Annotated in this window: 17 protein-coding genes; all 17 read left to right on the forward strand. The window is 63.9% G+C overall.

All coding sequences use genetic code 11. From position 1 onward, the window contains the following. Nucleotides 1-2: 2 nt before the first annotated feature. The 17 genes from BLS27_RS07580 (at nt 3) to BLS27_RS07660 (ending at nt 11,512) form a co-directional block, all read left to right on the forward strand. On the forward strand, nt 3-350 hold the full coding sequence (locus BLS27_RS07580; protein WP_090343940.1) for a head decoration protein: 348 nt from the start codon (nt 3-5) through the stop codon (nt 348-350). 63 nt (nt 351-413) lie between these two features. Continuing rightward, the gene (locus BLS27_RS07585) at nt 414-1,409 is read left to right on the forward strand and encodes a major capsid protein (RefSeq protein ID WP_090343942.1); all 996 of its coding nucleotides are present in this window, start codon (nt 414-416) and stop codon (nt 1,407-1,409) included. Nucleotides 1,410-1,411: 2 nt separating this feature from the next. After that, entirely contained in the window at nt 1,412-1,768 is a 357-nt protein-coding gene (locus BLS27_RS07590; protein WP_090343944.1) for a head-tail joining protein, read from the forward strand. Then, nucleotides 1,723-2,385: a hypothetical protein gene (locus BLS27_RS07595; protein WP_090343946.1), complete on the forward strand. Its 663-nt coding sequence runs from the start codon at nt 1,723-1,725 to the stop codon at nt 2,383-2,385. Before BLS27_RS07590 ends, BLS27_RS07595 begins: the two co-directional genes overlap by 46 nt. Then, a complete protein-coding gene (locus BLS27_RS07600) occupies nt 2,378-2,878 on the forward strand; it encodes a hypothetical protein (protein ID WP_090343948.1) in 501 nt (166 codons plus the stop codon). The genes BLS27_RS07595 and BLS27_RS07600 overlap by 8 nt, the downstream gene beginning before the upstream one ends. Then, nucleotides 2,875-3,456: a phage baseplate assembly protein V gene (locus tag BLS27_RS07605; protein ID WP_090343949.1), complete on the forward strand. Its 582-nt coding sequence runs from the start codon at nt 2,875-2,877 to the stop codon at nt 3,454-3,456. The genes BLS27_RS07600 and BLS27_RS07605 overlap by 4 nt, the downstream gene beginning before the upstream one ends. A gap of 45 nt (nt 3,457-3,501) precedes the next feature. Continuing rightward, complete coding sequence (locus BLS27_RS07610; protein ID WP_090343951.1) at nt 3,502-3,726, forward strand: hypothetical protein; 225 nt, start codon at nt 3,502-3,504, stop codon at nt 3,724-3,726. A gap of 6 nt (nt 3,727-3,732) precedes the next feature. Next, nucleotides 3,733-4,059 (forward strand): GPW/gp25 family protein, encoded by a 327-nt coding sequence (locus BLS27_RS07615; protein WP_090343953.1) that lies wholly within the window; start codon nt 3,733-3,735, stop codon nt 4,057-4,059. A gap of 2 nt (nt 4,060-4,061) precedes the next feature. Then, complete coding sequence (locus tag BLS27_RS07620; protein WP_090343955.1) at nt 4,062-4,934, forward strand: baseplate J/gp47 family protein; 873 nt, start codon at nt 4,062-4,064, stop codon at nt 4,932-4,934. A 1-nt stretch (nt 4,935) separates the two neighbouring features. After that, nucleotides 4,936-5,547 (forward strand): phage tail protein I, encoded by a 612-nt coding sequence (locus BLS27_RS07625; RefSeq protein WP_090343957.1) that lies wholly within the window; start codon nt 4,936-4,938, stop codon nt 5,545-5,547. Further along, entirely contained in the window at nt 5,540-7,612 is a 2,073-nt protein-coding gene (locus BLS27_RS07630; RefSeq protein ID WP_090343959.1) for a phage tail-collar fiber domain-containing protein, read from the forward strand. The genes BLS27_RS07625 and BLS27_RS07630 overlap by 8 nt, the downstream gene beginning before the upstream one ends. 65 nt (nt 7,613-7,677) lie before the next feature. Beyond that, complete coding sequence (locus BLS27_RS07635) at nt 7,678-8,052, forward strand: phage tail assembly chaperone (protein WP_244155217.1); 375 nt, start codon at nt 7,678-7,680, stop codon at nt 8,050-8,052. A 14-nt stretch (nt 8,053-8,066) separates the two neighbouring features. Continuing rightward, nucleotides 8,067-9,023: a glycine-rich domain-containing protein gene (locus BLS27_RS07640; RefSeq protein WP_139205745.1), complete on the forward strand. Its 957-nt coding sequence runs from the start codon at nt 8,067-8,069 to the stop codon at nt 9,021-9,023. Next, the gene (locus BLS27_RS07645; protein ID WP_090343966.1) at nt 9,023-9,415 is read left to right on the forward strand and encodes a phage tail assembly chaperone; all 393 of its coding nucleotides are present in this window, start codon (nt 9,023-9,025) and stop codon (nt 9,413-9,415) included. The genes BLS27_RS07640 and BLS27_RS07645 overlap by 1 nt, the downstream gene beginning before the upstream one ends. Before the next feature lie 84 nt (nt 9,416-9,499). Continuing rightward, nucleotides 9,500-10,666: a phage tail sheath subtilisin-like domain-containing protein gene (locus BLS27_RS07650; RefSeq protein ID WP_090343968.1), complete on the forward strand. Its 1,167-nt coding sequence runs from the start codon at nt 9,500-9,502 to the stop codon at nt 10,664-10,666. A gap of 12 nt (nt 10,667-10,678) precedes the next feature. Beyond that, nucleotides 10,679-11,188 (forward strand): phage major tail tube protein, encoded by a 510-nt coding sequence (locus tag BLS27_RS07655; RefSeq protein WP_090343970.1) that lies wholly within the window; start codon nt 10,679-10,681, stop codon nt 11,186-11,188. Between the two features lie 27 nt (nt 11,189-11,215). Beyond that, a complete protein-coding gene (locus tag BLS27_RS07660) occupies nt 11,216-11,512 on the forward strand; it encodes a phage tail assembly protein (RefSeq protein WP_090343972.1) in 297 nt (98 codons plus the stop codon). The last annotated feature ends 37 nt before the right edge of the window (nt 11,513-11,549 follow it).

An 11,549-nucleotide genomic window follows, 5' to 3' on the forward strand; every position in this document is an offset into this window, starting at 1 on the left:
ACATGAGCAATACCTACGTCGAACCGGTGCATGCCGGTGAATTCCTGTTGTCCGAGGGCGCGGGCAAGATCTCCCGCGAAGCCATCAACCTGGCCCCTGGTGCTGCCCTGGTGGCGGGGCAGGTGCTCGGCCAGCTCACGGCCACCGGCCAGTTTGCGCCCTACAACCCGGAGGCCGAGGACGGTAGCGAGACAGCCAAGTGCATCCTGTTCGCTTCGGTCGGTGCTTCCGAGGAGATGCGCCGAGGGCGCGCCGTGGTGCGTTTGGCTGAAGTCAGCGAGGCCTTGCTGACCGGCCTGGACCTCGATGCTGAAAAATCCCTGGCGGCGCAGTTCATCATCGTTCGCTGACGTCGTCCCTTTCTTTTATCCAGCCCCGCCTTGTGCGGGGCTTTGTATTTCTGGAGTGCCTTCATGGCTGAAATCAGTATTTTCGAAGACAACGCGTTTACCGTCCCGGCGCTTACGGCGGCAATCAACGAACAGCCGTTCGTGCCAGGACGGCTGGCGGAGCTTGGGCTGTTTGAAGAGGAGGGCGTTAACTCGGTGGTCGTCCAGATCGAAAAGGACGGCGATACCCTGGCGTTGGTGCCTGCAGGCGAGCGCGGCACGTCTGGGCTGGTAGTCGGTGGCAGCAAGCGGATCCTGCTGCCCTTCAACACTGTCCACCTGCCGCAACGTTTCTCTATCCATGCGGATGAAATCCAGGGCATCCGTGCGTTTGGTGAGCAAACCGAACTGCAGGCAGTGCAGGACGTCGTTAACAAACGGCTGGCAAAGGCGCGCCGCCAGCTGGACGCTACCCACGAATTCCACCGTATGGGTGCTTTGAGTGGCTATGTACTGGATGCGGATGGCAGCACGGTGCTGCTCGATGTGTATGCCCGCTTTGGCCTGCAGGCCATCGTCATCCCGATGGAGCTGTCCAACCCGGACACCAAAGTGCGGGTGAAGTGTGTAGACGCCTTGGACGCGCAAGAGGAAGCGCTGGGTGCGACTACCACCTCGGGGGCGCGAGCCTTCTGCGGCAAGAACTTCTGGCGCGATCTGATCGAGCACAGAAGCGTCGTGAAAACCTACGAAGGTACCCAGTATGCCTCGGCGCTCCGCGCCGACGGCCGCGAGTCCTTCGAGTTCGGCGGCATCACCTGGGAGCGCTATCGCGGCAAAGTGGGCAGCGTTTCGTTTGTGCACGACGACGAAGCGCGCCTGGTACCGGAAGGGGTGCCGGGCCTGTGCATCACCCGCTTTGCCCCGGCCGACTACATGGACACGGTCAACACCGAGGGGCTGCCGTACTACAGTCAGCTGGAAATGATGCCTTTCAAGAAGGGCGTAGCCGGTGAGGCGCAGTCGAACCCGCTGCACCTGGTGACCCGTCCCCGCGCAATTATCCGTCTGACGCGCTGACCATGGCCTTCCGGGATCTGATCGACGACGTCGACGACACGGTGTTTGAAGTCCTGGGCGATCTTGCGCTGATCGAGGGCCGTGAGGTGTCGGGCATGTTCTCGGCGCTCTGGCTCCAGCCCAAGCTCGGCCAGACCCGGACGGCTTTGCGTGAGCCGCACCTGGTCATCCGTGTCGTTGATAACGTCGGCATTGAAACCAAGCAGGAGGTCGTCATCGATCTACCGGCAGAAGACGGTGGAGGTGCCTACCTGATCACCGGCATCGAGCCAGGCGGAGACGGTCTTGTAACGCTGGTGCTGAGGAAAAAAGCATGTCTGTCGGGAGCTATCACAAGCAATCGGCAAACGGTCGGTTGATCTCACTGCGAGCCGATCCGCAGGACGTTGAAGGGTTCCAGTCGTTCGTCCAGCTGGTACCCAAGGCGGTCGCAAATGCCCAGCGAAGGGCCATCAACAAAACGCTGCGTTGGCTGCGCACCCATATTGCCCGCGATGTAGGCCGGCAGGAGCGTATCGCCATCGCAGCGGTGCGGGATCGCCTGAAAGCCTACCCCGTGTCCAGCAATGGGCAGGGGCGGCTCTGGTTCGGTATCAACCCCATCGAGGCCAGCCGGGCCGGCCGGCCTCGCCAATCCCGCTCCGGTGTCTCCGTGGCTGGCCGGCGTTACCAGGGCGCTTTCTACAAGCGCGTTTATGGCGGTAAGCCCGATATCTGGATTCGCACGGCCAGCAAGCACTTTGATGCTGACGACTATCCCGACAGTGATGTCTCGGGTGGCGGTGGTGCCAGCTCTGGTTGGATCTCAGAGAACGACAGTCGCTTCCCGCTGGCCAAGGCGAAGATCTCCCTGGATGACGTTCGGCCGCACTTTGAGGCCTGGGTCGAGCGTGCCCATGCCCGGTTGCTGGAGATCGTGGAGCAAGAGTTGAACTTTGAGCTGCAGAAGTTCTTACGGAGAACAGGCAATGGATGATGATCCGATTCCTCTCGGTCAGGTGTACGCCGCCATTGAGGGGCATATAAAGGAAGCGATACCCGGCCTGGTCTATGTTGGCACCATGCCAGAAGGTCGGGTGTGTATCGATCCACCCGCTGTGGTGCTCGAGCTGGTGGGCTTCGAGGATGCGGACAAGGACCCCGGAACGGGCGAGGTTGCAGTGGATGCGCGGTTCGAGGCCCGCGTCATCGTTGGTCAAGAAGAGGAAAACTGCACGCACGTCGCGGCCTTCGTTGCGGCTCAGATCGCGGTTCTCCTGCGTATGCAGTCTTGGGGCCTGCCAGTTGAGTTCGCTCAATTCGTGCGGGCCGAGCGCGATTGGACCCGCCCCGACCTGGACAACTTCGTGGTCTGGGTCGTCGAGTGGACCCAGATCCTCTACCTCGGCCAGGAAGAATGGCCGTGGCCCGGCATGCTGCCCGCTGACCTGGAGCTGCCCGCTGACATGGAAGTCGAGGTGCTGCCATGAGCTACGCCTCTGCTGAGCATGACCGCATGATCGCCGGCTTGATTATCCCGTGTCGCGTTGTGGCGGTGGATCTCGCCGCCGCGATGGTGCGGGTGTCGGACGGTGGCGACTGGACCAGTGCCTGGGTCCGCTGGCACAGCCAGGGAGCTGGCAAGGCCCGCCACTGGCGAGCGCCGAGCCTGGGCGAGCAGGGCGTGTTGTTCAGTCCCAGCGGCAACCCCGCGCAGGGCACCTTCGTGCCGGGACTGTATGGCAATGCCGGCAGCCAGCCTGACAACCGTGACCACGTCGAGGTCTGGCGTTTCGACGACGGCGGGTCGCTGCTGTACGACTGGGAGGCCAAGCGCTATCAGATCACGCTGCCCAGCGGCACGGTGGAGATCACGGTGGGCGGCACGGTGGCCACGCTCACTGACGACGCGATCACTGCCGTGACCACGTCCGCAATCATCCAGGCGGCCACCATCACACTGGAGGGTCAGGTACAGATCAACGGCCCGCTGACGGTGACCGGCGACATCAATGGCGGAGGCCGAATCATCGACACGTCCGGAAACACGGCCAACCACAAACACTGAACCAAGCCCGCAATCGCGGGCTTTTTTATGCCTGGAGCACACAGCATGGCCAAGCCAGAACAAGACGCCCCCGAGGCGGGGCAGGCGGTCGAGTCGGTACCGGTAAAACCGATCACGTTCTATGACAAGCAGTACGCCTCGCGCACGTTGATCCTGCCGGATCGCCGGCAAGTGAGCGTGGAGCGTCGGCGGGTGACGGTCGAGGCTGACGATACGGTCGCCGTTGCATTCTTCCGTAAGCGCAACGACTTCGAGCATCTGCAGGAGTAACTCCCCATGATCGGAATGGATCGCCGCACGGGGCAGCCGCTGGCCGGCCAGGAACATCTGCGGCAGTCCATCGAGGACATCCTGACCACGCCCTTGGGCAGTCGCCGCATGCGGCCGGAGTACGGCAGCAACCTGCGCCGCTACGTCGACCTTCCCGTCAACGAGGGGTGGAAAAGTGCAGTGCAGGCCGAGGTGGCCCGTGCCCTAGGGCGCTGGGAGCCGCGCTTGAAACTGGAGCGCGTCCTGGTGGTGGCGGTGATCGATGGGCAAATCAGCCTGAAGGTCACCGGTCATTACCTCGGTGACAGCGCGGTGCTGGAGGTGAGCGCGTGACAATGGATCTTTCCCAACTGCCAGCGCCGCAGGTGCTGGAGGACTTGGACTACGAGTCGGTGTACCAGGCCGATCTCGAGACGTTCCGCGACTTCATGGGTGACAACTGGGATGCGGTGCTGGAGAGCGATCCGGTGACCAAGCTGCTAGAGGTCGGCGCGTACCGCAAGGTGCTGAACCGCGCACGGATCAACGACGCGGCCAAAGCCTTGTTGCTGGCCTACGCCTCGGGCAGCGACCTCGATCAGTTGGCCGCCAACGTGTCGCTGCAGCGCCTGGTCATCCAGGCCGAAGATCTGCAGGCGGTTCCGCCAGTGCCGGCTGTGCTGGAAGCTGACGACGCCCTGCGCGAGCGGGTGCAGTTGGTCTACGAGGGGCTTACCACGGCAGGTCCCCGTAACAGCTACATCTTGCACGCACGCAACGCCTCGGGCCTGGTTGCTGACGCCACGGCGGAAAGCCCGGCCCCGGCCGAGGTGGTGGTGACGGTGCTTGGTCTGGACGGTGACGGCGCGGCGCCGCCCGAGCTGCTGGAGACGGTGCGGCAGTACCTCAATGATGACGACGTTCGCCCGGTGGCGGATCGCGTCACGGTTCAGTCGGCGGAGATCCTGCCGTACCGCATCGACGCGGCGGTGTACATGGCTGGCACCGGCCCGGAGAACGAGGCGTTACTGGCCGAGTGTGAGCGCCGCTTGACGGCCTGGATCAATCCGCGTCGTCGTCTCGGATTGGAGGTGTCCCGCTCGGGCGTCGACGCTCAGTTGCACATCAGTGGTGTCAGCCGGGTGGAGCTGGCCGATTGGTCCGACATTCGCCCTACCAAGGCCCAGGCGGCCTGGTGCGAGGGCTTTACTGTGACGCGGGGTGGCTGACATGACAGGTCTGCTGCCGCTCAACAGTACGCCCCTGGAGCGCGCCCTGGACGCTGCCGCCGCCGAGGATCTGCGGTCGGCCCTGCGCACGCTCTACAACCCGGACACCTGCCCGCCGCACCTGCTGTACCAGCTCGCTTGGGCCTGGTCGGTCGACCGCTGGGATGACACGTGGTCAGAGGCCACCAAGCGCTCGGTGATCCGCTCGGCGTTCTTTGTGCACAAGTACAAGGGCACCGTCGGCGCCTTGCGCCGCGTGGTCGAGCCGTTCGGCTACCTCATCGAGATTATCGAATGGTTCGAGCTGACGCCGCCCGGCGTGCCGGGCACCTTCGCGCTCAAGGTCGGCGTCGCTGACGAAGGGATCAGCGAGGAAACCTACCTAGAACTGACGCGGCTGATCGATGACGCCAAGCCCGTCAGCCGGCATCTGATCGGCCTGGACATCAGCCTGGAAACCCGCGTGCCGGCCTATCAGGCCGTGCCTGTGTTCGAGGGCGAGCTGCTGGAGGTCTTCCCGTGGGAGTCCGCCGACATCGATGTCAGCGTGGGCGCTCATAACCGCCTGACTGATCACACACTAGAAACCCTGGACGTATACCTAAATGGCTAACTCAACCACGCAATTTGGCGGGTTCCTGACCAATGTCGGGATCGCCCAGCAGGCGAACAGCGCTGCCCTGGGTGTGCCCTGGAGCATCACCCACATGTTGATTGGGGACGGCGGCGGCGACCCGGCGCAGTTCCCTGACCCGGTGCCTAAGCCGACCCAAACCGCCCTGGTGCACCAGGTGCTGCGCGCCCAGCTCAACGCGCTGTATCCGTCGCCGGCCGACCCTGCGGTGCTGGTGGCCGAGCTGGTCCTGCCCCCGGAGACGGGCGGCTGGTGGATTCGCGAGCTGGCCCTGGAGGATGCAAACGGCAATTTCGTTGCCGTGGCCAGCCCTGCGCCCAGCTACAAGCCGCTGCTGGTCCAGGGCTCGGGCCGCACGCAAACCATCCGCATGCACGTCGTGTTCGGCAACGTGGCGAACATCACGTTGAAGATCGATCCGAGCATTGTCCTGGCGACTCGCGAGTACGTGGACAAGGCGCGGGAAGCGGCCGAGCTGTACGCCCGCAACCAGCTCAAGGCCCACACTGACGCGGCGAACCCGCACCCGCAATACCTGTTGCGCTCGGCAGTGGCCAAGGACTCGGGGCCGCTGGCCTGGTTGGGCGATGCGGTCGGTACGGCCAACGCCCTGACCCTGACCCTCAAGCATGCCGAGGCCACGCTGATGGCCTACGCGGCGGGGCAGCGTTTCCAGTTCAAGGCGACGGCCAGTAACACCGGCCCGGTGACGGCCAAGATCGGTGCTCTGGCGGCGGTGGCGGTGAAGAAGTCCGAGGGCGGCGGCCTGGTGGATCTGGTCGGCGGTGACATCCGTGCCGGCGCGCTGTACGACCTGAACTACGACGGGACCTATTTCCAGCTGGGTGGCGGTGTCGGCGCCGGCAAGGCGTTCGAGCGGTTCTCGTTCGAGGCCTCGGTGGGGCAGGCGGTGTTCCCCGTGCCGCATACCGTGGGCAACGTCATCGTTATGCGTAACGGCCGCGAGGTCAGCGAGTTTCTGTCGGACGGCCAGGCCGTGACCCTGCAGCAGCCGTGTGACTTTGGCGAGTCGGTGCAGATCCTGGCGTTTAGCTCATTCCAGTCGGCGAACACCTATACCAAGGCCGAAGTCGACGCGCTGCTGACCGCCTCGGCAGGACTGCCGGTGGGCACCATGCTGCCGTTTCCCAAGGGCACCGTGCCGCCTGGCTTCCTTGAGGTCGACGGTAGCCTGCAGAGCGCTGCGGCGTACCCTGACCTGGCGGCGTACCTGGGCACGACGTTCAACACAGGCGGCGAGCCTGCAGGTTACTTCCGCCTGCCCGAGTCACGTGGCGAGTTCCTGCGTGGCTGGGACCATGGGCGCGGTGTCGATGCCGGCCGGTCCATCGGTTCGATCCAGGGCGATGCAATACGCAACTTGTCCGGCACCCTGGGCAAGGTCTACCGCCGTGCAGATTCAGGCGAAGCCACTGGCGTTTATGCCAACAGCCTAAAGAGCCCTGGCCAGATCGTCTCCGGTTCGAACATTGCCGATCAGACGGTCGAGATCAAGTTTGACGCTTCGCTTCAAGTCCCGACAGCGGCAGAGAATCGCCCGCGCAACCTTGCGGTTATGTGGTGCGTCAAGGCCTGGAACGCGCCCGTGAATCAGGGGCAGATCGATGTTGCCGCGCTCGCGCCGCTGGCGGCTCAGGCCACTGAAATCAAGCTGGGTACGGCCAAGGTGGCAACCCAGGACCAGCTGAAGGCCGGAGCGGCTGACGACGTGATCGTTACCCCCAAGAAATTGCGCTGGGGGTTCGCGTGGAGCTTCACTCCGAACGGCTACATCATTTTCCCCGACTGGCTGATGGGCTTTGTGCTGGTGTGGGGATTCATTGCCGGTGCTGCCGGTGCTCGAAACATCTCATTCCCTACGGCGTTTCCTACGGAGTGCCTGGGACTGATGTTGACCGGGCAGGCCAACCAAACGGTGGCGGCTGAATACAACGACCAGTGGATCAACTCGTACACCAAGGACGGGGCGGTGATCTATGCCGAGTCGACACAAACCGTTCGCTACTTTGGCTTTGGAAACTGAGGGACTTTATGCGCTTCTACAGTCGTTCTACAGGCAGTACTTATCTGGCGGGAGTGCATCAGGGTATGCCTGATGATGTAGTGCCCATCAGCGAGGAGCGTTTCCTGGCAGTCATTGCGCGCCCCACGCCTGGCAAGGTCCGAGGTCATGATGACGACGGGTTGCCGGTGTTGCTCGATCCGTCGTTCAGTGCGGATGAATTGGCCGCCGCCGAGCGTACCTGGCGTGACGAAGCTGTGGCATCAACTGAGTGGCTGGTGAATCGTCACCGCGACGAGCAGGACATGCAGTTGGCCACCACGCTGACCGCCGAGCAGTTCGCGGAACTGCTGGTGTATCGCCAGGCCCTGCGCGACTGGCCCCAGTCCCAGGCCTTCCCGGACGCCGAGCAGCGCCCCGTGGCGCCGGCCTTCCTGTCCGCCCTGGAGGGCATGCAATGAATCGAGCAAGCATCATGGCGCTGCTGGACACCGTCCTGTTGCGCTCCTGGCGCATCGGCGTCGATCCGATTGTGGCGTCCACGACGCTGACCGCCGAACAGCTCGGGCATGTGGTGGTCGACGCCGCGGCAGGCGCTGTTGCAGTCACCCTGCCGAGTGCCAGCGCTGCACTGGGCGGGGTCGAGGTCACGTTACGCCGTAAAGACGTCACGGCCAACGTCCTGAGCATCGTGACGGCAGGCGCTGACAAGATCGTCCTGCCCGGCACAGCTGATGGCATTGCCGCCACTGAGCTGCTTTTCCCAGGCGACTACCTGACCCTGCGCAGCGATGGCGCCGGCAAGTGGTGGTGCGTCGCTCAGGCCCAATTGCCGGCAAGCGTAACGTCCGTCGTAACCAAGTACGCCGTGGCTGGCGTATACACCTACACCGTTCCGCCCGTCTTTCGATCTGGTCGCCGCCGGGCACGCGTGACGGTTACGGGCGGCGGTGGTGGTGGTGGGCATAACGAAGGGGCGCTCAATACCACTCGCGCTGAAGGCGGCGGTGGGGGCGGTGGAAGGGGAACTTCCATCCTCGATCTATACGGGGTCTCCACGGTAACGGTAACCGTAGGTGCCGGTGGCGCGGGCGGAGCCGCTGGAGCGGTAAACGTCGGAGTTTCGGGCGGGGCGTCGTCCTTTGGCATCTACATCAGCTCGACGGGCGGTGTGGGTGGCACGCAGCCAAGCGGCGGCATGTCTGGAACCACAACCGGGGATATCGTCCATCTGGTTGCTGCTGCCGGAGCCGGTACAGATGGAAGCTTGGGCCATGGTGGTGGCTACGGGGCTCCCAGCTATGCAGCCTCGTTCCTGGCTGGGCTGCCAGGCGTAGGCCCTGGGGGTGGTGGTGCCGGCGGAATTGGCACCAGCGGTACGCGAGGTGGCGGTGCTGGCAAGCCGGGCGAAGTCATTGTGGAGGTGGCGTGATGTGGGCATTGATCGTTGATGGCGCCGTGCGCGAAGTGACCGAGATTGACCCGGCTGGGCGCTTCCATCCAACACTGACCTGGGTAGGGTGTGGTGCCGAAGTGGCGCCAGGGGATCGTTACGACGACGGCGCTTTCTGGCCGCCGCTGGCAGCCGACCCGGCCGAGGCCGAGCGTTCCTGGCGTGATGGTGAAATCGCCGCCCATGAGTGGCTGGTGTCGCGGCACCGCGCCGAGGTCGAGCTGCAGCGCGACACCACGCTGACCGCCGAGCAGTACGCCGAGTTGCTGCAGTACCTGCAGGCGCTGCGCGATTGGCCAGCGGCCGAGGCCTTCCCCGACAGCGCCCAGCGACCCGTGGCGCCGCTCTGGATCGCCGAACAAACCCAATGACGCCCCGCACCGACGGGGCGTTTTCTTTTCTGCTGTACCCATCCTGGCCTCGCCTTGCGGGGCCTTCTCGTTTCTGGAGTCTCTATGAGCGGATTTTTCCACGGCGTTACCGTAACGAACGTCGATGTCGGCGCCCGCGTGATCGCACTGCCGTCGTCCTCGATCATTGGCCTGGTCGATACCTTCACCCCCGGCCCTGACACCACGGCCAAGGCCAACGATCTGGTCGTGATCACCAACGAACGCGAGGCGGTTGCAGCGTTCGGGCCGAACTCGGCGATCACCAAGGCCTGCCGGGCCATCTATACCCGCGCCAAGGCCGTCATCGTGGCGTGCGGCGTGGCCCAGGTCGCGGATGCGGCCGAGCTGACTTCGGCCATCATCGGTGGGGTGCTGGCCGACGGTAAGCGCACCGGCCTGCAGGCGCTGCTCGACGGCAAGAGTCGTTTCAACGCGCAGCCCCGCCTGCTGGTGGCGCCCAAGCACAGCGCGACGCAGGCCGTCGGTACCGCGCTCGTCGCCCTGGCCGACAAGCTGCGCGGCATCGCCATCATCGATGGGCCGAACACCACTGACGAAGCGGCCATTGCTTACGCGGGTGAGTTCGGCGCCAAGCGTGCTTTCCTGGTCGACCCTGGTGTGCAGTTCTGGGATACCGACGCCGATGCAACGGTCGACGCGCCCAGCTCGGCCTGGGTGGCCGGCCTGTTCGCCTGGACTGACAGCGAGTACGGCTTCTGGGCCTCGCCGTCGAACAAGGAGTTCGTCGGCATTACCGGCACCACGCGCTCTGTGGAGTTCCTCGACGGCGATGACACCTGCCGGGCCAACCTGCTGAACAACGCCAATGTCGCCACCATCATCCGCGACGACGGCTACCGCTTGTGGGGCAACCGCACCCTGTCGAGCGATCCCAAGTGGGCCTTCGTCACCCGTGTACGGACCATGGACATCGTCATGGACGCCATCCTCTACGGGCACAAGTGGGCCGTTGACCGCTCTATCACCGCGACCTATGTCGCTGATGTGACCGAGGGCCTGCAGGCCTTCATGCGCGACCTGAAGAACCAGGGCGCGATCATCAACTTCGAGGTCTATGCAGACCCGGTGTTGAACACCGCCAGCCAGCTCGAGCAGGGCAAGGTGTATTGGAACATCCGCTTCACCGACGTTCCGCCTGCCGAAAACCCCAACTTCCGCGTCGAGATCACCAACCAGTGGCTGACCGAAGTCCTCTCGTCCGCCGCTTAAGGAGCGCAACCGATGGCAATGATTCCTCAATCCCTATCCAACCTGAACCTGTTCGTCGATGGCATCAGCTTCCAGGGCGAATGCACCAGTCTGACCCTGCCCAAGCTCACCCTGAAGATGGAGGAGCATCGGGCCGGTGGCATGGACATCCCGGTCGAAATGGACCAGGGCATGGAAAAGCAGGAGGCGGCGTTCACCACCACGGGCGTGCGTCGTGAGTCGCTCAAGTTCTTCGGCCTCGCCGATGGGACAGCCTTCAACGGTACTTTCCGGGGTGCCTTCAAGGGCCTCAAGGGCAAGATCACTCCGGTGGTCGTCACCTTGCGCGGCTCGCTCAAGGAAGTCGACATGGGCGACTGGAAGTCGGGCGACAAGGCCGAGTTCAAACACAGCGTTGCTGTGACCTATTACAAGCTCGAGGTCGAAGGGCGCGTGATCTATGAGATTGACCCGCTCGGCATGAAGCGCGTGATCGACGGCGTCGACCAGCTCGCCGCGCAACGCCAGGCCCTCGGCCTGTAATCCCCTTCCAAACAAAGGTATTTACATATGAGCAAGAAAATCCCCGCCTGGATGTCGCTGCAGACTGATCGCGTTACCGTCAGACTCTCCACTCCCAGCGAGGCCAATGGCGTACAGGTCGACGCCTTGACCATGCGGGCGCCGACCGTGCGCGATGTTCGTGCCGCCCAGTCCACGGACAATGGCGACGAAAACCAGCGCGAGCTGAACCTGTTTGCCAGCCTGTGCGAGGTCGGCATCAAGGATCTCGAAGGGCTGGCCCTCAAGGACTACAACCGCCTCTCGGCCGGCTATTTTCGCCTGGTGCAGGACGACGAGTTTTGATCCCCAGTTGCAGAAGCACATGGCCAAGCGGTTAGTG

Origin of the sequence: Pseudomonas guariconensis (assembly GCF_900102675.1) — a bacterium.
Lineage (GTDB): Bacteria > Pseudomonadota > Gammaproteobacteria > Pseudomonadales > Pseudomonadaceae > Aquipseudomonas > Aquipseudomonas guariconensis.